Origin of the sequence: Pseudomonas sp. FG1, assembly GCF_034313875.1 — a bacterium.
In the GTDB taxonomy this organism is placed as follows: Bacteria; Pseudomonadota; Gammaproteobacteria; order Pseudomonadales; family Pseudomonadaceae; genus Aquipseudomonas; species Aquipseudomonas veronii.
The window spans coordinates 2,979,056-2,998,489 of record NZ_JAVIWP010000001.1 but is presented as its reverse complement, the minus strand read 5'-3'; the positions used below and the strand labels follow the sequence as shown (position 1 = coordinate 2,998,489).

19 protein-coding genes and 3 pseudogenes are annotated in these 19,434 nt (G+C 60.9%); 8 read left to right on the top strand and 14 right to left on the bottom strand.

All coding sequences use genetic code 11. The features are described from left to right. The first annotated feature begins 67 nt into the window (after positions 1–67). The gene (tal, locus tag RGV59_RS13795) at positions 68–994 is read left to right on the top strand and encodes a transaldolase (RefSeq protein WP_017848890.1); all 927 of its coding nucleotides are present in this window, start codon (positions 68–70) and stop codon (positions 992–994) included. Between the two features lie 125 nt (positions 995–1,119). Here the strand turns inward: tal and rssC are convergent, their stop codons facing one another. Both rssC and rssB read right to left on the bottom strand, forming a co-directional pair. Next, a complete protein-coding gene (gene rssC / locus RGV59_RS13790; RefSeq protein ID WP_017848891.1) occupies positions 1,120–1,602 on the bottom strand; it encodes an anti-sigma factor antagonist RssC in 483 nt (160 codons plus the stop codon). After that, entirely contained in the window at positions 1,602–2,783 is a 1,182-nt protein-coding gene (rssB, locus tag RGV59_RS13785; RefSeq protein ID WP_017848892.1) for a two-component system response regulator RssB, read from the bottom strand. Before rssB ends, rssC begins: the two co-directional genes overlap by 1 nt. Positions 2,784–3,060: 277 nt before the next feature. Between rssB and RGV59_RS13780 the strand changes: the two genes are divergently transcribed. Then, a complete protein-coding gene (locus RGV59_RS13780; protein ID WP_046384310.1) occupies positions 3,061–3,357 on the top strand; it encodes a PilZ domain-containing protein in 297 nt (98 codons plus the stop codon). Between the two features lie 60 nt (positions 3,358–3,417). Here the strand turns inward: RGV59_RS13780 and RGV59_RS13775 are convergent, their stop codons facing one another. Next, the gene (locus RGV59_RS13775; RefSeq protein WP_370737570.1) at positions 3,418–4,056 is read right to left on the bottom strand and encodes a VacJ family lipoprotein; all 639 of its coding nucleotides are present in this window, start codon (positions 4,054–4,056) and stop codon (positions 3,418–3,420) included. A gap of 238 nt (positions 4,057–4,294) precedes the next feature. Between RGV59_RS13775 and RGV59_RS13770 the strand changes: the two genes are divergently transcribed. Then, complete coding sequence (locus tag RGV59_RS13770) at positions 4,295–4,903, top strand: hypothetical protein (RefSeq protein ID WP_017848894.1); 609 nt, start codon at positions 4,295–4,297, stop codon at positions 4,901–4,903. A 110-nt stretch (positions 4,904–5,013) separates the two neighbouring features. Then, positions 5,014–5,280 (top strand): DUF4404 family protein, encoded by a 267-nt coding sequence (locus RGV59_RS13765; RefSeq protein ID WP_017848895.1) that lies wholly within the window; start codon positions 5,014–5,016, stop codon positions 5,278–5,280. A 134-nt stretch (positions 5,281–5,414) separates the two neighbouring features. Here the strand turns inward: RGV59_RS13765 and RGV59_RS13760 are convergent. The 5 genes and pseudogenes from RGV59_RS13760 to RGV59_RS13740 all read right to left on the bottom strand — a co-directional run. Then, positions 5,415–5,636, bottom strand: a pseudogene (locus RGV59_RS13760) (NADPH-dependent 7-cyano-7-deazaguanine reductase QueF); the annotation flags it as partial. Positions 5,637–5,750: 114 nt separating this feature from the next. Then, positions 5,751–5,972 (bottom strand): annotated as a pseudogene (locus tag RGV59_RS13755) (NADPH-dependent 7-cyano-7-deazaguanine reductase QueF); the annotation flags it as partial. A gap of 113 nt (positions 5,973–6,085) precedes the next feature. Next, positions 6,086–6,307 (bottom strand): annotated as a pseudogene (locus tag RGV59_RS13750) (NADPH-dependent 7-cyano-7-deazaguanine reductase QueF); the annotation flags it as partial. Between the two features lie 115 nt (positions 6,308–6,422). Beyond that, positions 6,423–7,253, bottom strand: a complete 831-nt coding sequence (queF, locus tag RGV59_RS13745) for an NADPH-dependent 7-cyano-7-deazaguanine reductase QueF (RefSeq protein WP_046490437.1) — start codon at positions 7,251–7,253, stop codon at positions 6,423–6,425. Positions 7,254–7,348: 95 nt separating this feature from the next. Further along, positions 7,349–7,828, bottom strand: coding sequence for a cupredoxin domain-containing protein (locus RGV59_RS13740; RefSeq protein ID WP_416152045.1), 480 nt, complete (start codon positions 7,826–7,828; stop codon positions 7,349–7,351). A 216-nt stretch (positions 7,829–8,044) separates the two neighbouring features. Between RGV59_RS13740 and RGV59_RS13735 the strand changes: the two genes are divergently transcribed. Both RGV59_RS13735 and RGV59_RS13730 read left to right on the top strand, forming a co-directional pair. Continuing rightward, a complete protein-coding gene (locus tag RGV59_RS13735) occupies positions 8,045–8,725 on the top strand; it encodes a heavy metal response regulator transcription factor (protein WP_126586388.1) in 681 nt (226 codons plus the stop codon). Then, positions 8,722–10,077, top strand: a complete 1,356-nt coding sequence (locus RGV59_RS13730; RefSeq protein WP_126586435.1) for a heavy metal sensor histidine kinase — start codon at positions 8,722–8,724, stop codon at positions 10,075–10,077. The genes RGV59_RS13735 and RGV59_RS13730 overlap by 4 nt, the downstream gene beginning before the upstream one ends. A gap of 105 nt (positions 10,078–10,182) precedes the next feature. On the opposite strand, the gene RGV59_RS13725 is transcribed toward RGV59_RS13730, so the two are convergent. From RGV59_RS13725 to RGV59_RS13715, 3 genes are read right to left on the bottom strand one after another with little or no spacing between them, the layout of a single operon-like run. Beyond that, a complete protein-coding gene (locus RGV59_RS13725; protein WP_017848789.1) occupies positions 10,183–11,427 on the bottom strand; it encodes a lipoprotein-releasing ABC transporter permease subunit in 1,245 nt (414 codons plus the stop codon). 60 nt (positions 11,428–11,487) lie between these two features. Further along, positions 11,488–12,171, bottom strand: coding sequence for a lipoprotein-releasing ABC transporter ATP-binding protein LolD (lolD, locus tag RGV59_RS13720; RefSeq protein WP_017477213.1), 684 nt, complete (start codon positions 12,169–12,171; stop codon positions 11,488–11,490). Between the two features lie 7 nt (positions 12,172–12,178). Further along, complete coding sequence (locus RGV59_RS13715; RefSeq protein ID WP_026140246.1) at positions 12,179–13,429, bottom strand: lipoprotein-releasing ABC transporter permease subunit; 1,251 nt, start codon at positions 13,427–13,429, stop codon at positions 12,179–12,181. Between the two features lie 94 nt (positions 13,430–13,523). On the opposite strand from RGV59_RS13715, the gene RGV59_RS13710 reads away from it, so the two are divergent. Next, on the top strand, positions 13,524–14,108 hold the full coding sequence (locus RGV59_RS13710; protein ID WP_046490432.1) for a PilZ domain-containing protein: 585 nt from the start codon (positions 13,524–13,526) through the stop codon (positions 14,106–14,108). Positions 14,109–14,152: 44 nt separating this feature from the next. Continuing rightward, positions 14,153–14,875 carry a glycerophosphodiester phosphodiesterase gene (locus RGV59_RS13705; RefSeq protein WP_017848786.1) on the top strand — a complete coding sequence of 241 codons (723 nt, stop codon included), beginning with the start codon at positions 14,153–14,155 and terminating at the stop codon, positions 14,873–14,875. A 42-nt stretch (positions 14,876–14,917) separates the two neighbouring features. Here RGV59_RS13705 and sthA read toward each other — a convergent pair whose 3' ends face one another. From sthA to RGV59_RS13690, 3 genes are all read right to left on the bottom strand, one after another. Then, a complete protein-coding gene (gene sthA / locus RGV59_RS13700) occupies positions 14,918–16,312 on the bottom strand; it encodes a Si-specific NAD(P)(+) transhydrogenase (RefSeq protein WP_017848785.1) in 1,395 nt (464 codons plus the stop codon). A gap of 188 nt (positions 16,313–16,500) precedes the next feature. Then, complete coding sequence (locus tag RGV59_RS13695) at positions 16,501–17,511, bottom strand: FAD:protein FMN transferase (RefSeq protein WP_126586390.1); 1,011 nt, start codon at positions 17,509–17,511, stop codon at positions 16,501–16,503. 287 nt (positions 17,512–17,798) lie between these two features. Further along, positions 17,799–19,262, bottom strand: a complete 1,464-nt coding sequence (locus RGV59_RS13690) for a glyceraldehyde-3-phosphate dehydrogenase (RefSeq protein ID WP_026140244.1) — start codon at positions 19,260–19,262, stop codon at positions 17,799–17,801. Between the last annotated feature and the right edge of the window lie 172 nt (positions 19,263–19,434).

Genomic DNA, 19,434 nt, shown 5'->3' with positions numbered 1-19,434 from the left:
ATTTGCGCCCTTGAGCGCCTGCCAGCGCTCGGGTAATGTCATCAGACCCATAGGACAGAGCACGCTCATGACTTCCAAGCTGGAACAACTCAAACAGTTCACCACCGTCGTCGCCGATACCGGCGATTTTGCGGCCCTCGCCAATCTCAAGCCGCAAGATGCCACCACCAACCCTTCCCTGCTGCTCAAGGCCGCGTCGATCCCGGGCTATGCCAAGTTGCTGGATGAGTGCGTGAAGGACTGCAACGGTGATGTCGGCCTGGCCAGCGACCGTTTTGCGGTGGCGGTGGGTCAAGAGATCCTGAAAGTGGTGCCCGGCCGTATCTCCACCGAAGTGGATGCACGCTTGTCGTTCGACACTGACGCCGTACTCAAGCGCGCGCACCGTCTGATCGACCTGTACGAAAAAGCCGGGGTTGGCCGTGATCGCGTGCTGATCAAGATCGCGTCCACCTGGGAAGGTATCCGCGCGGCGGAGAAGCTGGAAAAAGAAGGCATCCAGACCAACCTGACGCTGCTGTTCTCCTTCGCCCAGGCCGTGGCCTGTGCCGAAGCGGGCGTGTTCCTGATTTCGCCGTTCGTGGGCCGTATCTACGACTGGTACAAGAAAGCCAACGGCAACGACTACACCGGCGCCGACGATCCGGGCGTGCAGTCGGTGACGCGCATCTACAACTACTACAAGGCCAATGGCTACAAGACCGTGGTAATGGGGGCGAGTTTCCGCAACCTGAGCCAGATCGAAGAGCTGGCCGGCTGTGATCGCCTGACCATCAGCCCGGACCTGCTGGAGAAACTGGCGGCCGATACCGGCAAGCTGGAGCGCAAGTTGTCGCCAGGCCATGCCGGTGAAGCGCGGGTGCATCTGACTGAAGCGCAGTTCCGTTGGGAGTCCAACGAGGATGCGATGGCGACCGAGAAGCTGGCCGAGGGGATTCGTCAGTTTGCCCGCGACCAGGAGAAGCTGGAGGCGTTGCTGGCTGCCAAGCTGTAACAGCGGCGGCAGCAAAAAGGGCGGGACCTGTGAGGGTTCCGCCCTTTTTTTGCGTCAATCCGTTAGGCATGTACTGACAGGTCTGGGGCAATCGGGAGCAAGCCCCCTCCCACACCCGGGGAGTATCAGTGGCGTTCGAGGGCGTTGACGAGGTCGTGGAAGGCTTCGCGGTTGGACTCGTTCAAGCCCATCAGGATTTTGTGCGCTTCCAGCACCTTGATCCGCACGATTTCCTCGGATTGGTCCTGGGACGGCAGGTCGGTCAGACATTCCGGGCAGGGGATCGGGCGGTCAACGATGTTGAACACTTGATCGAAGCCCATGGACTGCAGCAGACGGGTGATGTCTTCGTGGGTGGTGACGACAGTGGGCAACAGGCCGACCTTCTGCCGAGACAGAATGGACAACTTGGCCAACAGCCCAAGCGTGGTGCTATCGATGCTGCGGGTTTCGGTCAGATCGATCACGATCGCCGAGAAATTCAGCGCTGTGAAGATCCGCTCAATCGTTGCATCCAGCGCCGAACACAAGGTCAGGCGCACTTCACCGACAAACTTCAGGACAAACGTCCCGTCTTGCTCGGCGAATTGGATTCTTCCGGTACTCATCAAAGATTCCTGCTCAACACCAATAGGGCGATATCATCCGGCATCTCCCCTAGCGTGGCCAATCCAAAAACCTGCCGCAGGCCATCCAGGCTGCCGCCCGCCGACTTGACCCGTTGGGGCAAGGCGGCTTCTTTCTCTTTGAGTGTAGGCTCTGGAAGAAGGTCGAGGATGCCATCGGACATCAGCGTCAGGCTGAAGGTCGGCGGCAGCTCCAGGATGTGGTCTTCGTAGGTGGCTTCATTGAACAAGCCGACGGGCAGACCACGCCCTTCCAGGTAGCGCACACTGTCAGGAGTGTATAAAACCGGCATCGGCAGGTGACCGCCGATGCTGTAGGTCAAAAGACCGGTTTCTTCATCAATCACGCCGCCCACCATCGTCACGTGCTTGCCCAGCTTGCAGCTGATCAGGCCTCGGTTGATGTGGCCCAGCACCTCGGAGGGGGTGAACTCCGGCAAGGTGCCATTGCGCTTGGATTCGAACAGCAGCCGTGTGGTCATGAACTTCAACAACACGGTGACAAATGCCGAGGACGCGCCGTGGCCGGACACGTCGGCCAGATAAAACGCCACCCGCCGCTCATCTACGCGGAAATAGTCGACAAAATCACCCGACAGGTACAGCGACGGGATGATCTGGTGCGCAAATTTGAACTCATCGATGGTCCACGGGCTGACCGGCAGCATGTTCATCTGCACCTGGCGACCGGCGTTCTGGTCTTCCTGGAGCAGGTTCAGGCTGGCTTCGAGTTCGCGGTTGGCGGTTTCGAGCTTTTCGCGGTAGCGCTGGTTTTCCACCAGCAGGCGTGCGCGGTCCAGGGCACGGCGCACCGAGTGCTCCAGCACCGCCAGGTCTTCCAGGGGCTTGATCAGGTAGTCGGCGGCGCCCAGGCGCAGGGCCTCGACGGCATCGTTCATCACCCCGGCACCTGACACGACAATCACCGGCGTCTGCGGAGCAAGCTCGGTCACCTGGCGAATCAGTTCGAGGCCGCCCATCTGGGGCATGCGCAGATCGCAGATCACGAGGTCGGGCTTGTCGCGCTCGAATACCTGGAGACCCTGTTGGCCATTGCTGGCCTGCAGGACGCTGAAGCCACTGTCTTCCAAATAGGCCGCAAGGCTTGCGCGCACTACTTCGTCGTCATCGATTATCAGCAGCGTGGCACTGGTTTTTGGCATGTGGGCAAACGGCGCCAGAATTAGGTTGGCGTAGGCGGCTCGGCAATGGCCGGGCTCACGCTACTGGATTCGCTTTCTAGCCTCTCTGTCCTACAAAGCATAGGCTTTTTGCCCACGCACAAAGGTAAAGCAGAGGTGCCCTTCTAAGGCGCAGACGGTACTCCCATCCGACAGGGGTTTCAAGCTCATGCCGATGGTCGCCGAACGTCTTTACATCGCAAATCACCGGGAGTTATAAGAACAGCCATCACCACAACACAAAGTAAGGATGGAAGCTGTGAGCGAACACGAGCGCGACTACGCTGAAAAGCGCGATTTCATCCGCATGCGAGTGGATGCCAATGTCTCTTTGATCCATGCAGGGCAAGAAATTGACGGGGTTTGCGTGGACCTCTCCAGCTCCGGCATGCAGGTGCAGGCACCTCGCCAGTTCACGGTGGGCGATCTGCTGACCGTGCGTATCGAGTCGGAGCACGCGGCCCTCGCGGGCCTGGAAGCGGACACCCAGGTGGTATGGGCGAGGAACGAGGGCGACGGCCAGCATCTGGGGCTGAAGATCCTGAAAATGCGCTAATACCCGCGCACAAAAAAGGCGACCACATGGTCGCCTTTTTTCGTTTCAAGAGGTCTCGACCTAGAAGTCGTCGACAACCTTGCCGTCCTTGACCTTGAACTCGCGGTTCTGCAGGTAGGCGTTGCGGATGAAGGTGTACTTGTCGCCGGTGATCAACTTCTCGCTGTCGAGCAGGCTGGCACGGGTGTCGACGATGTTCAGGCCGAAGGTGCTGTTGCGCCAGCCGATGTCGTTCATGTAGCGGTACGGTTGGGTGTAGCTGTCCACGTATTTGGACGGCGCGTCGCGCAGGGTGCTTGGGCCCAGCAGCGGCAGCATCACGTAAGGACCGCTGCCGACACCCCAGTAACCGAGGGTTTGGCCGAAGTCTTCATCGCTGCGTTGCAGCCCCATTTTGGTGCCGACGTCGATAAAGCCCAGCACGCCGAAGGTGGTGTTCATCAACAGGCGGGCAGTGTCCACGCCGGCCGCGTGTGGCTTGAGTTGCAACACGTTGTTGGCCAGGTTGCCGACATCGCCGATATTGCGGAAGAAGTTGTGCACGCCGTCCTGCACGAATTGCGGGGTCACAAACTGATAGCCTTGGGCCAATGGTTTGAGGGCGTAGGTATCAACGGTGTCGTTGAAGGTGAAGATCGGGCGGTTGATGCTTTCCCATGGATCATCTTCCGACGCGGCCTGTGCGGCGAAAGGGGCCATCAGGATAACGGCACACACCGAAAACTGAGCGAAGTAGTGGCTCCAGCGCATAGCTTTTGCTCCTTGAATAGTCTGTCATGGGCGCTATGCCCTGAATAAGGCGCCAGTATATGACGGAAGTGTCCTTTTTGGGCAGATGCTAAGAAACGACATACAGAGAATGTACAAAAACCCTACAAAGTGTCATGGGCTTGTCACGCCACTCCGATAGCGTCACAGCTATTTCAAGGATGTCGAAATGCCTCACGCCGAGATTGCCGTCGCCACTGCCCCCACCTTGACCGCCGTGTTGTTCGGCCTGAGTGGCTGCCTGGTCGATTTCGGTTCCCAGGCGCGTACCGATTCACCCTCCCCGCACGCCGAAGCCACGCCAGGTGCGTTGAAGGTCCTGCGCAGCCTCCAGGAACAAGGCGTGCCCTGCGCCTGGCTGGATGAACTGCCGCCCTCGGTGACGACCCCGCTGGCCGCTGCGCTGCCCGATTGGCTCAAGGCCGCATCGCCCTCTTCCATCCGCTGGCCTGCCCCTCATGCATGCTGGCAAGCCTTGATGGAATTGAACATCGAACGCCTGGAAGGCTGCGTGCTGGTCAGCGGTGAGCCGCGCCTGCTGCAATCGGGCCTGAATGCCGGGCTGTGGACTATCGGCCTGGCGTCCTGCGGTTCGCTGTGCGGCCTGGCGCCCGAGCAATGGCAGGCACTGACCGACCAACAACGCGAATACAAACGCGGCAAGGCCACCGTGGCGTTGTATGGGCTGGGGGTGCATTCGGTAATCGATCACCTCGGCGAGCTCGGCACCTGCCTGGCAGACATCAGCCTGCGCCAGCTCAAAGGCGAAAAGCCCTGATTGAGATCATGCACAGACGGCGCCGGTAGATTAATCTACAGCTCCTCTCGTAGACCTTTCTCGGCGTGCCGTGGTCTATGCCAGTGCCTATCGATAAAAGGAACAACACCATGCCTGCCCGCGAAAAACTGCAAGAACAGGTCAATATCCTGCGCGAGCAACTGAATCAGGAACCACCGCTGCCACCCGAAAAACGTGAAGCGCTGGAAGCCTTGCTGGCCAAGTTTGAAGTACAACTTGAACTGGAACCGGCCACCCAGCCGCCCAGCATCGTAGACGATGTGAACCGGGCGGTAGAAGGTTTCGAGTTAGACCATCCGGGCATTGCCGGGACGCTGCGCAATATCGTGATCACCCTGGGCAACATCGGCATTTAACCCGCGCCCAAACCAAGCACAGAACCCAATGTGGGAGGGGCTTGCCCCCGATAGGGGTGAGTCAGGCACAGAGACTGTGACTGACACTCCGCTATCGGGGGCAAGCCCCTCCCACATTTTGGTTTGTGTAAAGGTTACTGGCGCGCCAGGCGCAGGTTCTGGAACGGCACCGCCTCAGTACTGCGATACGGGTTGATATCCAACCCACCCCGCCGCACATACCGCGCATATACCGTCAACTTCTCCGGCTTCAGCAGGCGCTGCAAGTCCAGGAAGATCCGCTCCACGCACTGCTCATGGAAGTCCGAGTGCTGGCGAAAGCTCACCAGATACTCCAACAGGCTGGCGTGATCCAGCTGTGCGATGTGGGAGGGGCTTGCCCCCGATTGCAGTGGGTCAGGCACAGAGACTGTGACTGACACTCCGCTATCGGGGACAAGCCCCCTCCCACATTTTGGTTTGTGTAAAGGTTACTGGCGCGCCAGGCGCAGGTTCTGGAACGGCACCGCCTCAGTACTGCGATACGGGTTGATATCCAACCCACCCCGCCGCACATACCGCGCATATACCGTCAACTTCTCCGGCTTCAGCAGGCGCTGCAAGTCCAGGAAGATCCGCTCCACGCACTGCTCATGGAAGTCCGAGTGCTGGCGAAAGCTCACCAGATACTCCAACAGGCTGGCGTGATCCAGCTGTGCGATGTGGGAGGGGCTTGCCCCCGATAGGGGTGGGTCAGGCACAGAGACTGTGACTGACACTCCGCTATCGGGGGCAAGCCCCTCCCACATTTTGGTTTGTGTAAAGGTTACTGGCGCGCCAGGCGCAGGTTCTGGAACGGCACCGCCTCAGTACTGCGATACGGGTTGATATCCAACCCGCCCCTCCGCACATACCGCGCATATACCGTCAACTTCTCCGGCTTCAGCAGGCGCTGCAAGTCCAGGAAGATCCGCTCCACGCACTGCTCATGGAAGTCCGAGTGCTGGCGAAAGCTCACCAGATACTCCAACAGGCTGGCGTGATCCAGCTGTGCGATGTGGGAGGGGGCTTGCCCCCGATTGCAGTGGGTCAGGCACAGAGACTGTGACTGACACTCCGCTATCGGGGGCAAGCCCCCTCCCACATTTTGGTTTGTGTAAAGGTTACTGGCGCGCCAGGCGCAGGTTCTGGAACGGCACCGCCTCAGTACTGCGATACGGGTTGATATCCAACCCGCCCCTCCGCACATACCGCGCATATACCGTCAACTTCTCCGGCTTCAGCAGGCGCTGCAAGTCCAGGAAGATCCGCTCCACGCACTGCTCATGGAAGTCCGAGTGCTGGCGAAAGCTCACCAGATACTCCAACAGGCTGGCGTGATCCAGCTGTGCGCCGCGGTATTGCACCGCCACGCTGCCCCAGTCGGGCTGGCTGGTGACCGGGCAGTTGGATTTGAGCAGGTGGCTGTACACGCTCTCCTCGACAATGCGCGAGTCATCGCAACGCAGCAGTTCCGGACGCGGATGTTCGTAGTTGCTGACGCTGATATCCAGGTCATCGATGCACACTCCCGGCAACGCCACCACGCCTTCGGCTTCAACCTCGGCCAGGCTGCGCACGCGCACGCCCACCGGCTTGCCGGCAGCAGCGCTGAGGTCGGTGCGCAACGTCGCCTCCAGACTTTGCGTATCGGCAAACACGGTCTGGTTCAGCGAGTTGAGGTACAGCTTGAAGGACTTGGACTCGATGATATTCGGCGAGTCGGCCGCAATGCTGAATTCACCGATGGCCACCACCGGCTTGCCCGACGGCAGCAGCCAGGACAGTTCGAAGCAGTTCCAGAAATCCACGCCCGTGTACGGCAGGGTCTCGGCGCTCAGGCCCAGCTCGGCCCATTTCGCGGCGCGTGGAATCGGGAACAGCAACGAAGGGGTGTAGGTGGAGATGTATTCACTGGACTTGCCCAGCGGCGAATGTTCGGCTGCGGGATGCATGGCGGAAACCTGGCTAAATTAACCCCACCAGTCTACCAGCCTTTGCCCCCGCCTCTAACAACCGCCGCATCGACACCGTCAATCGCCGCAGCGGCTCAATCGACGTTGATCTTGCCGACCATGCCCGCCTGGTAGTGCCCGGGAATATTGCAGGCAAACTCCAACCCGGTGGCTTTGCTGAAGGTCCAGGTCAACTCAGCGGTTTTACCCGGTTCGACCAGAACACTGTTGGGGTCATCGTGCTTCATCCCGCCCATATTGCTCATATTGCTCATATCGCCGTGACCCATGGCGCCGTGGTCCATCTTGCCCATGCCGGTGGCGTTCAGCATGCCGCTGGCCTGCATCTGCATCATTTGCTTCTGATGCTCCGCATGCATGGCCGCATCGCCCAGGTTGAACTCATGGAGCAACTGGCCTTTGTTGACCAGCACAAAGCGCACAGTCTCACCGGCCTTTACGTCCAGGGACTTGGGCGAAAAGGACATATCCTGCAGCACCACTTCCACGGTGCGCGTGGCCTTATCGGCAGATGCCGGCTGGCCGAACGCATAGGTGTGGGCCGTGCCGGCCATTGCTCCGACACTCAACGCCAACAGGCAGCCCGCCAACAACAAGGGGGTACGCAATGCCATCTCAATTCTCCAAAGGTGTGGGATCAGTCTGAGGACCACTCTAAGATTGCAGCGCTGCCAGCCAGCTGACTGCTAGATTACAACTTTGTCAGGTTGCGCCCCTCCCCTGGCCACCACGGTATAAAGCCTGACGTGACCCGCCGCCAAGAGCTGCCCATGAAACTGCTGATCGTCGAAGACCAACCCAAAACCGGCCATTACCTGCGCCAAGGCCTGACCGAAGCCGGTTTTACCACCGAACTGGTGGCCGACGGCACCAGCGGCCAACACTTGGCGCTGACCGGCGATTACGACCTGCTGATCCTCGATGTGATGCTGCCCGGTCGCAATGGTTGGCAGATCCTACAGGCCGTGCGCAGCGCCGGCCTCGACGTCCCGGTGCTGTTTCTCACCGCCCGCGACGCAGTGGAAGACCGCGTACACGGCCTGGAACTGGGCGCCGACGATTATCTGGTCAAGCCGTTCGCCTTCTCCGAACTGCTTGCGCGGGTGCGTAGCCTGTTGCGCCGTGGCAGCAGCGCACCACAGGAAACCACCCTGCAACTGGCCGACCTGCGCCTGGACCTGATCCGCCGCCGCGTCGAGCGCGACGGCCAGCGCATCGACCTCACCGCCAAGGAGTTCGCCCTGCTCGAACTGCTGCTGCGGCGCCAGGGCGAAGTACTGCCCAAGTCGCTGATCGCATCCCAGGTGTGGGACATGAACTTTGACAGCGACACCAACATCATCGAAGTGGCGATCCGCCGCCTGCGTCTGAAAGTCGACGACAACTTCCCCAATAAACTCATCCACACCGTGCGCGGCATGGGTTATGTGCTGGAGGAGCGATGCAGTTGATCAAGCGCCTGTCCCTGACCAGCCGCCTGGCCCTGCTGTTTGCGGCCTGCACCGCGGTGGTCTCGTTGCTCGCCGGCGTGCTGTTCAACCGCGCCAGCGAGGCGCATTTTGTCGAGCTGGACCAGCAACTGCTCGAAAGCAAACTGGTGGCGCTGCGCAGCACCTTGCAGGGCGTCGACTCACCGCAGCTATTCGCCCAGCGCGAAGCGCAACTGCGTGCCGAGCTCAATCGCCAGCCCGACCTCGCAGTACGCATCACCGCCGCCGGCCAGCGCTGGTTTGACGGCGCGCCGGCCATTGCCCTGCCCGAGTCACCCGGCCTGCACAGCCTGCAGAACGCCGGCACCGACTACCGCGTGTACAACGCGCCGCTAAGGCCGGGCCAACCCGACTCGCCGCAACTGAGCCTGATGCTCGACATCACCCACCATCAGCACTTCCTGCAGCGCATGCAGCATTTGATCTGGCTCACAGTCAGCCTCTCGGCCCTGGCCACCGCGCTGCTCGGCGCCTGGGCGGCGCGCAGCGGGCTGCGACCGTTGCGGCGCATGGGCGAAGTGGCCGCCAGCGTGTCGGCCCACTCCCTGACCCAGCGTTTGCCCGAGCAGGGCATGCCGGTGGAACTGGCGGAACTGGCCCAGGCCTTCAACGCCATGCTGAGCCGACTGGACGACGCGTTCCAGCGCCTCTCGGCGTTCTCCGCCGATATCGCCCACGAACTGCGCACGCCCCTGTCGAACCTGTTGACCCACACCCAAGTCATCCTCACCCAGCCACGCCCGCTGGAGGATTACCGCGAGGCGCTGCACAGCAACCTGGAAGAGTTGCAGTGGATGGCGCAGTTGGTGAACGACATGTTGTACCTGGCCAAGGCCGATCACGGGCTGTTGGCGCCCACGCGCGAACCGTTGAAGCTCGCGGATGAAGTGGACGCACTGCTGGAGTTCTTCGTCTTGCTGGCGGAAGACGCGCACGTCAGCCTGGTGCGCGAGGGTATGGCTCACACAACCGGCGATCGCGGCATGTTGCGCCGGGCATTGTCGAACCTGCTGGATAACGCGCTGCGCTTTACGCCCGCGGGCGGCGAAGTACGGGTGCATCTGGCGCAGGGCGCACAAGGCGTGACGCTGACAGTGGAGAACAGCGGCGAAGGCATTCCGGCGGAGGTGTTACCGCGGTTGTTCGACCGCTTCTACCGGGCCGACCCGGCGCGGCATGAAGGCAGCAGTGAACACGCAGGGCTGGGGCTGGCGATTACCCAGTCGATTGTGCGAGCGCATGGCGGGCGGATTTATTGCGAATCTGAGCCGGGGTGGACGCGGTTTGTGATCGAGTTGCCAGGGGGGGGGTGATGCAAGCTGTGCCGGCGCTATCGGGAGCAAGCTCCCTCCCACATTTTGAATGTATTCACAGATCAAAATGTGGGAGGGGCTTGCTCCCGATAGCGGTCTTAAATCCTACGAATACCTGAGGGCATGCGCCGGCTCGATCTTCGCCGCCCGATACGCCGGGTAAACCGTGGCCAAAAAGCTCAACACAAACCCGGCCGAGCAGATCAGCAGCACATCCCCACCCTGCAATTGCGAGGGCAGGTTGCTGACGAAGTACACGTCCGAACTGAAGATATGCTGCCCGGTCACGCGCTCCAGCCAACCCACCAGTTCACTGACGTTCAGCGCCGCAATCACGCCCAGCACACCGCCGATCAGGGTGCCGACGATACCGATCACCGTGCCCTGCACCATGAAGATCGCCATGATCTGCCGTGGCGTGGCGCCGATGGTCCGCAGGATCGCGATGTCCGCGCCCTTGTCGTTCACCACCATGATCAACGTGGCGATAATGTTGAACGCCGCCACCGCGACGATCATCAGCAACAGCAGGCCGATCATGGTTTTTTCCATCTTCATCGCGCTGAACAGGCTGCCCTGGGTGTGGGTCCAATCATCCGCCTTGTAGGCCGCACCGAGGCTGGCGGCGATGTCCGCCGAGACCTTGGGCGCCGCGTACAAGTCCTTCACCGCCAGGCGCACGCTCTGCACCTGGTTCGGCTGCCAATGCTGAATTTCTGCCGCGTCGGCCATATGGATCAACGCCATCGAACCGTCCAGCTCGGCGCCGACCTTGAAGATACCGACCACGTTCAATCGCTGCATGCGCGGGGTGATGCCACCCGGCGCACTGCTGATTTCCGGGACGATCAGGGTCAGCTTATCGCCCACGTTCAGGCGAAAGCGCCGCGCAGTGATTTCACCGACCACCACGCCGAACTCGCCGGGTTTCAAGTCTTCCAGTTTGCCCTGGACGATATGCTGGGCCACGATCGACACCTTGCCTTCCTGGGCCGGGTCGACGCCGCTGATCTCGATCGGCTGCATCGCGCCCTTGTAGGAGAACATACCGTCCATCTGCGTGAACGGTACTGCGGCGGTCACTTCGGGATTCTTCATCGCGGCCGCGGCCACCGGCTGCCAGTTGTCGATCGGGTTCACGCCGACGATGGTGGCGTGAGGCACCATGCCGAGGATGCGCGAGCTCATTTCGCGTTGAAAGCCATTCATCACCGACAACACCACGATCATCGCCAGCACGCCCAGGGCGAGGCCGATCATCGAGGTCATCGAGATAAACGAAACAAAACGGTTGCGGCGCTTGGCGCGGGTATAGCGCGTGCCGATGAAAATCGATAACGGTCTGAACATTCGCTTGCACCGCCTGAAAAAATGAAAAAACCCGGCGTCATGCACCGGGCTTGAAACAGGTCAGATGGCGACCAGATGACCTTCCTGCAGGTGCAGTACGCGGTCCATCTGCCGGGCCATGCTCATGTCATGGGTCACCACCAGGAACGCGGTACGCATCTGGGTGCTCAGTTCGAGCATCAAGTCCTTGATGCCCTGGGCGGTGTGGGAATCGAGGTTGCCGGTCGGCTCGTCGAGCATCACCAGGCCCGGGTTGTTCACCAGGGCACGGGCAATCGCCACACGCTGGCGCTCACCGCCGGACAATTCGGCCGGTTTGTGCTCCAGGCGATGGCCGAGGCCAACGCGCTCCAGCAAAGCCTTGGCACGCTGGCGCGCCTCTGGGATCGCGGTCTTGCCGATCAGCAGCGGCATGCACACGTTTTCCAGGGCGGTGAACTCCGGCAACAGGTGGTGGAACTGGTACACGAAACCCAACGAACGGTTGCGCAGTTGGCCGCGGGCCTTTTCGCCGAGGGCCGAGAGTTCTTCGCCGGCCAGCCACACGCTGCCCTGGGACGGCGTATCGAGGCCGCCCAACAGGTTGAGCAAGGTACTTTTGCCGGAACCGGAACTGCCGACGATCGCCACGCGCTCGCCGGGGTGCAGCTCAAGTTGCAGGTTGGACAACACCACCACCGATTCCGGACCTTCCTCGTAGGACTTGCCCAGGTTGCGGCAGCTCAGGATTGCTTTTTCACTCATGCCCGATTCACTCATAACGTAAGGCCTGTGCTGGCTGGGTACGTGCCGCGCGCCAGGCTGGATACAGGGTGGCAAGGAAACTCAGGACCAACGCAGCGCCGCCCACCATCAGCACGTCCTGGGCCTGAACCTGGGACGGCAAGTAATCGATAAAGTAGACGTCGGCATTGAGAAACTTGTGGCCGATCAGGGTTTCGAGGCCGGCGATGGCAGCGCTGACGTTGAGCGCAGCCAGAATGCCCAGCGCGGTGCCGATCAAGGTGCCGACCACGCCGATCACCGTGCCCTGCACCATGAAGATCGCCATGATCTGCCCCGGCGTGGCGCCCAGGGTGCGCAGGATGGCGATGTCGCCCTTCTTGTCGTTCACCACCATCACCAGGGTGGAGATGATGTTGAAGGCCGCGACGGCGACGATCAGCAGCAACAGCAGGCCGATCATGGCTTTTTCCATGCGGATGGCCTGGTACAGGTTGCCGTGGGTACGGGTCCAGTCGCGGGCGTAGTACTGGCTTTCACCCAGGTGCTGGGCGATTTCCCAGGCGCCGCGCGGGGCGTCGAACAAATCGTTGAACTTCAGGCGCAGGCCCTGCACCTGGTCCGGCTTCCAGCGATGCAGACGCGCCAGGTCGGTGAGGTTGGTCAGGCCGAGGTAGCCGTCGATCTCGCCAGCGCCGACGTGGAAGGTGCCGACCACGGTAAAGCGCTTCATGCGCGGGAACATGCCGGCCGGGGTCACGGTGACTTCCGGGGCGACGAAGGTCAGCTTGTCGCCGATGCCCACGCCGAGCTTGGCCGCGGCCTTGTCGCCGATGACGATACCGAAGCTGCCGGGCGCCAGGTCGTCGAGTTTGCCCTGCAGCATGAACTTGTCGATGATCGAGACCTTGCGCTCCTGGACCGGGTCGATGGCATTGAGCAGGATTTTCTGCACCTTGCCGTCATGGGTCAGCAACCCTTGCATCTGGGTGAACGGCGCCACGGCCACGACCTTGGGGTTCTGCTTGACCTTGTCGGCCAGGCTTTGCCAGTCGCTGATCGGTTCACCCGACTCGATGGTCGCGTGGGGCACCATGCCCAGCACGCGGGTACGCATCTCATGATCGAAGCCGTTCATCACCGACAACACCACGATCATCACGACCACGCCAAGGGCGAGACCGATCATCGAGGTCAAGGAAATGAACGACACAAAATGATTGCGACGCTTTGCACGGGTATAACGCGTGCCAATAAATACGAAGAGAGGTCTGAACATGTCGGGGCTTGTTCGGAGGAAAAGAAGACGTCCCGGTGGCGGGGTCTGGTAAGCAGCTTTACACTCAGACCATTACCGCTACTTTGGGTTCGCCATGTCGACATTAGATGAAGAAGAACGCCGCGAATACTACCGTATCGACGACATGATCGCACTTCAAATCAAAAGCCTGTCCGCCCCCGAAGCGGCGAGCAAGGAAGTGTTGCTGGATGATTCGCCGCTATTCAATCTACTCAGTGAACTGCACCTGAGCGAATTCGAAGCCCAACACCTGTTGCGCCAGCTCAGCGAGAAAGATCGCAGCCTGGCCGCCCTCCTCCGAATCCAGAACAAACGCCTGGATCTGCTCAGCCAGATCATGGCGCGCGGCCTGCTGGATGAAGTCGGCGCACCGCAGCCGGTGATCATTTCCGAAGGCGGCATCGACTTCCAGCACCCGACGCCCCTGGCACTCGACGCCCACCTGGCGGTCAAGCTGGTGCTGATGCCCCAGGCGCTGGGCCTGCTGTTACGGGCGCGGGTCACCCATTGCGATGCCAAGGGCGGCGCTTTTGCCATTGGCACGGAATTCGAATCGATGACCGACGCCCAACGCCAACTGCTGGCACGCTACATCCTGCAGAAACAGGCGCAGCAACGGCGCCTGGCGCGGGAACAGAGCGACGCCAAAGACACCTGAATTCGTATTCACCCCGCCAGACGACCTGGCGCAAAGGAGCAACTGTGACCCTGATCTACGGCCACCGCGGTGCCAAAGGCGAAGCACCAGAAAACACCCTGACCAGCTTCCAGCAATGCCTCAAGCACGGTGTACGCCGTTGCGAATTGGATTTGCACCTGTCCATGGACGGCGAACTGATGGTCATCCACGACCCGACCCTCAAGCGCACCGCCGACCGGCGCGGCAAAGTCGTCGAGTATTCGGCGGCAGACCTGGTGAAGATGGACGCCCGCAAAGGCGGCCCCGGCTGGATCAACCCCTGCCCGATCCCGCGCCTGGAAGAGCTGTTCGAAAAGTGCGACTTCGATCACTGGCAACTGGAAGTCAAAAGCGCCTCGCGCACCCGCGCCGCGACCACCGTGCTGGCGATCCGGGAAATGGCCGTGCGCTTCGGCCTCATGGACAAGGTCACAGTGACCTCAAGCTCACGGGAAGTATTGAAAGCGGCGGTGGAACTCACCCCGGACCTGTCGCGCGGGCTGGTGGCCGAATACGCCTGGCTCGACCCGCTGAAGGTCGCGCAAAACTATGGCTGTGAGTTTCTGGCGTTGAACTGGACGTTGTGTACCCCCGAGCGTCTGGAAAAAGCCCAGCGCCAGGGATTGCACGTGTCGGTGTGGACAGTCAACGAACCTGCGCTGATGCGCAGGCTCGCCGACTTCGGCGTAGATAGCCTGATTACAGACTTTCCCGGTTTGGCCACTGCCACGCTCGAGAATTACTGAAATCGGTCTCCCCGGCCGGCTCAGGCCACCGGCCGGAGCCGCTCAAAAAAGCCGGTTGAGGCCGTCGTAGGCCGCGACCCGATAGGCTTCCGCCATGGTCGGGTAGTTGAACGTGGTGTTGACGAAATACTTGAGGGTATTTTGCTCGCCCGGCTGGTTCATGATGGCCTGGCCGATGTGGACGATCTCCGAAGCCTGGTAGCCGAAGCAATGCACGCCGAGGACTTCCAGGGTTTCACGGTGGAACAGAATCTTCAGCATGCCTTGCGGCTCGCCGGCGATCTGCGCACGCGCCATGCTCTTGAAGAACGCCTTGCCCACTTCATAAGGCACCTTGGCCTTGGTCAGTTCGTGTTCGTTCTTACCGATCGAGCTGATCTCCGGAATCGTGTAGATCCCGGTCGGCACGTCGTTCACATAGCGCCAGCTGCCATTGTCGACAATACTGCCGGCGGCCGAACGGCCCTGGTCATGGGCGGCGCTGGCCAGGCTTGGCCAGCCGATCACGTCGCCGGCACCGTAGATATTCGACACGCAGGTGCGATAGTTCTCGTCCACTTCGATCTGGCCACGGTTGTTGACCTTGACCCCGACATTTTCCATGCCCAGCTTGTCGGTGTTGCCGGTACGACCGTTGCACCACAGCAAGGCGTCGGCCTTGATCTTCTTGCCGGACTTGAGGTGCAGGATCACACCGTTGTCCAGGCCTTCGACGCGCTCGTACTCTTCGTTGTGGCGCACAGTGATGTTGTTGTTGCTGAAGTGATAACTCAACGCCTGGGAAATTTCCGAGTCAAGGAAGCTCAGCAACTGCTCACGGTTGTCCACCAGCTCTACCAGCACCCCCAGGCCGCTGAAGATCGAGGCGTATTCGCAGCCGATCACGCCGGCGCCATAGATGATCAGTTTGCGCGGGGTATGGCCCAGGCTGAGGATGGTGTCGCTATCGTAGATACGCGGGTGGAGGAAATCGATATCCACCGGGCGATACGGGCGCGACCCGGTAGCGATGATGATGTGCTTGGCCACCAGTTTCTCAACCACACCGTTGGAGCAGACCACTTCGACGGTTTGCTCGTCGGCGAAGCTGCCGGTGCCGAAGAACAGGTCGACACGGTTACGGGCGTAGTAGCCGGTCCGCGACGCCACCTGCTTGGCGATGACTTTTTCCGCGCTTTTGAGCACGTCCGGGAACGAAAACCAACGCGGCTCGCCAATGGCCCGGAACATCGGATTGGTATTGAACTGCATGATCTGGCGCACTGAGTGACGCAAGGCCTTGGACGGGATGGTACCCAGGTGGGTGCAGTTTCCGCCGACCTGGCGACGGCTATCGACCATTGCCACCTTGCGCCCAGCCTTCGCGGCGTTCATCGCCGCACCTTCTCCAGCCGGGCCGGAACCCAGTACTACCACGTCGTAGTTGTAGACAGCCATGCGTACTCCTCAGAACAGGCCAGGCGCGCGGTTTGACGCCTGGCTAAATCATGCCGCGGCCAGCGGTCATGAAGGACAATTTGGCTCAAGTGTGTGAACCCGGGCACAGTCTATATAAGGCTCAACGCCGCGCACATTAACCCTTGGTCGCGTCGTAGGCCAGTTTTGCCTTTACTACACAACGTGGATTACGGTTTCACAGCGGTCATCTGTTCGAACGCCTGATTACTGCGCGTGACGAAAACGTCCCCCTCGCGCTGCACAAAAAACGCGGCGATCTGGTGCTGTTCGGCGTAATCCCAGCCTTGCTCCGGCCCAAGGATCAACAGCAACGTCGACAGTCCATCGGCCATCAGCGCCGACGGGTGCAACACTGTCACCGATGCCAGTTGATGGGTAATCGGCGCGCCGGTCCGCGCATCCAGGGTGTGGGAATAGCGCCGACCACCCTGCTGGAAATAATTACGATAGTCACCCGATGTGGACACACCAAAGCCGTCTACACGGATGATTTTTTCGGCGACCTGCTGGTCATCGCGAGGCTCTTCCAGCGCGACGCGCCAGGGCGAACCATCCGGTTTGTGGCCGGCAGCCTTGAGTTCGCCGGTGGCTTCGGCGAGGTAGTGATGGATACCCAGGCCGCTCAACAGCTCGGCGATACGATCCACCGCGTAACCGGCAGCAATGCTGTTGAAGTCGACCTCGACGGCGGCGTCCTTGCACAGTTGCTCGCCGTCGATGCGCAGATGCTGGTGACCGACCCGTTGACGCACCTCGGCCAGCGTCGCGGCGTCCGGCACCTTGAGTTGCCGGGCCTGGGGCCCGAACCCCCACAGGTTCAGCAGCGGTTCCACCGTCAGGTCGAACGCACCCGCGCTGGCCTGGGACAGTTGCTCGCCGGTACGCACCAGTTGCAGCACCGGTGCGGGCATCGGCTGGCAGCTATTGGCCGGCAGATTGTTGAAACGCTCGATATCCGAGTCGCTGCGGTAGGTCGACAGCTGTCGGTCGACATCCCCCAGGATTTTTTCCACCTGGCGCTGCAGCTCTTTCGGCGTAGGTGCCGTCGAGCTTCTGACATACTGGATCGAATAGGTGCTGCCCATGGTCGGCCCCCCAAACTGCTCCAGCGTATCGCCGCCACAGCCGGCCAGCGCCGCAAAACCGCACACCATCGCTATCTGTCGCAGATTGCCCATAAACCTGATCGCCGTCGAAAAGTGAATTAACCCGCAGGCACACACCCTGGCAGGACCGCCCATTATGCGGCATGCCGTTATCTGTTCATGGCTGATGTTCGCACTCCCGGCGCTCACCAATGAGGCGGATCGTCCCACCTTGGCCGGCCACAGTTGACGGCGTATCGCCTGAAAAAATGCATTCCCCTGTAGGCGCAGGCTTGCGCGCGATGCCTCCCACACACCCAAAACCCACAGACAGAAAAAAGCCCCGAACCAGTCGGGGCTTTTTCATTCAACCTGGACGCTTAGCGCGGGAATGCAGGCGGGTTGACCCCAGCCATGTCTTCCATCACGCGAACGACCTGGCAGCTGTAGCCGAACTCGTTGTCGTACCACACGTACAGCACAACACGGTTGTCCTGGGTAATGGTCGCTTCCGCGTCCACCACACCGGCGTGGCGCGAGCCAACGAAGTCGGTGGAGACCACTTCCTGGGAGTTGACGAAGTCGATTTGCTTATGCAGATCGGAGTGCAGCGCCATGTAGCGCAGGTACTCGTTCATCTCGTCGCGGGTAGCGGCTTTCTCAAGGTTCAGGTTGAGAATGGCCATCGACACGTTAGGCGTCGGCACGCGGATCGCGTTACCGGTCAGCTTGCCGGCCAGCTCAGGCAGGGCCTTGGCGGCAGCGGTGGCGGCACCGGTCTCGGTGATCACCATGTTCAGCGCGGCGCTGCGACCACGGCGATTGCCCTTGTGGAAGTTGTCGATCAGGTTCTGGTCGTTGGTGTACGAGTGAACGGTTTCGACGTGGCCGTTGATGATGCCGAACTTGTCATTGACTGCCTTCAGCACCGGCACGATGGCGTTGGTGGTGCAGGAAGCGGCGGACACGATCTTGTCGTCAGCGGTGATTTCCATGTGGTTGATGCCGTGAACGATGTTCTTCAGCTTGCCTTTGCCAGGCGCGGTCAGGACAACGCGGGCAACGCCCGGGCAGGTCAGGTGCTGGCCCAGGCCTTCGGCGTCGCGCCATACGCCGGTGTTATCCACCAGCAGGGCGTCCTTGATGCCGTACTGGGTGTAATCCACCTCGGTCGGGTTCTTCGCGTAGATCACCTGGATCAGGTTACCGTTGGCGGTGATGGTGTTGTTTTCTTCGTCGATGACGATGGTGCCGTTGAACGGACCGTGTACCGAGTCGCGACGCAAGAGGCTCGCGCGCTTGGCCAGGTCGTTCTCGGCGCCCTTGCGTACCACGATGGCGCGCAGGCGCAGGCCGTCGCCGCCACCGGTTTTACCGATCAGGATGCGTGCCAGCAGGCGGCCGATGCGACCGAAGCCGTAGAGCACAACGTCAGTGCCTTTACGGGCGGAGGCGTTCTGCTTGCCGACCACGTCGGCCATTTCTTCACGCACGAATTGCTCGACGGAACGGCCGTTGGCTTCAGCGCGGAACTTGGCGGCCAACTTGCCCAGGTCTACCGAAGCCGCGCCGAGCTTGAGCTCGCTCATGGCTTTGAGCAGAGGGAATGTTTCGTGGACGGAGAGTTCGCTGTCGTTGGTCGAACGATGGCGAGCAAAGCGATGCGCCTTGAGAATCGCGATGACTGACTGGTTGATCAGACTGCGGCCATAGATCGAGCTCACCACATTGTTATTGCGGTACAGCTGACCGATAAGCGGGATCATCGCTTCAGCGAGTGCTTCACGGTCGATCCATTCACCAAGACACTGGTCGGGCTTCTGAGTCACGGGAACCTTCCACATGTAGGGGCTGAAAAAAGGGGCTACATTATGCCGTCCGGCCGCCCCCGGAGCAATGCGCGTCCTACAACAAAACGCGCTTACCCAAAAAAGCCACCTCGCTGCAGCCCAGTAAATACGCGGGTTCCAGAAGGCCACTAGTGGAGCGGGCAGCACGACTTGTCCGTAACCCTCC

Excerpts from the sequence above, each read along its gene's own strand:
- tal (WP_017848890.1), top strand. The coding sequence starts at position 68 with ATGACTTCCAAGCTGGAACAACTCAAACAGTTCACCACCGTCGTCGCC.
- rssC (WP_017848891.1), bottom strand. The coding sequence starts at position 1,602 with ATGAGTACCGGAAGAATCCAATTCGCCGAGCAAGACGGGACGTTTGTC.
- rssB (WP_017848892.1), bottom strand. The coding sequence starts at position 2,783 with ATGCCAAAAACCAGTGCCACGCTGCTGATAATCGATGACGACGAAGTA.
- RGV59_RS13775 (WP_370737570.1), bottom strand. The coding sequence starts at position 4,056 with ATGGCCCCTTTCGCCGCACAGGCCGCGTCGGAAGATGATCCATGGGAA.
- RGV59_RS13770 (WP_017848894.1), top strand. The coding sequence starts at position 4,295 with ATGCCTCACGCCGAGATTGCCGTCGCCACTGCCCCCACCTTGACCGCC.
- RGV59_RS13765 (WP_017848895.1), top strand. The coding sequence starts at position 5,014 with ATGCCTGCCCGCGAAAAACTGCAAGAACAGGTCAATATCCTGCGCGAG.
- queF (WP_046490437.1), bottom strand. The coding sequence starts at position 7,253 with ATGCATCCCGCAGCCGAACATTCGCCGCTGGGCAAGTCCAGTGAATAC.
- RGV59_RS13740 (WP_416152045.1), bottom strand. The coding sequence starts at position 7,828 with ATGGCCGGCACGGCCCACACCTATGCGTTCGGCCAGCCGGCATCTGCC.
- RGV59_RS13735 (WP_126586388.1), top strand. The coding sequence starts at position 8,045 with ATGAAACTGCTGATCGTCGAAGACCAACCCAAAACCGGCCATTACCTG.
- RGV59_RS13725 (WP_017848789.1), bottom strand. The coding sequence starts at position 11,427 with ATGTTCAGACCGTTATCGATTTTCATCGGCACGCGCTATACCCGCGCC.
- lolD (WP_017477213.1), bottom strand. The coding sequence starts at position 12,171 with ATGAGTGAAAAAGCAATCCTGAGCTGCCGCAACCTGGGCAAGTCCTAC.
- RGV59_RS13715 (WP_026140246.1), bottom strand. The coding sequence starts at position 13,429 with ATGTTCAGACCTCTCTTCGTATTTATTGGCACGCGTTATACCCGTGCA.
- RGV59_RS13710 (WP_046490432.1), top strand. The coding sequence starts at position 13,524 with ATGTCGACATTAGATGAAGAAGAACGCCGCGAATACTACCGTATCGAC.
- sthA (WP_017848785.1), bottom strand. The coding sequence starts at position 16,312 with ATGGCTGTCTACAACTACGACGTGGTAGTACTGGGTTCCGGCCCGGCT.
- RGV59_RS13695 (WP_126586390.1), bottom strand. The coding sequence starts at position 17,511 with ATGGGCAATCTGCGACAGATAGCGATGGTGTGCGGTTTTGCGGCGCTG.
- RGV59_RS13690 (WP_026140244.1), bottom strand. The coding sequence starts at position 19,262 with ATGTGGAAGGTTCCCGTGACTCAGAAGCCCGACCAGTGTCTTGGTGAA.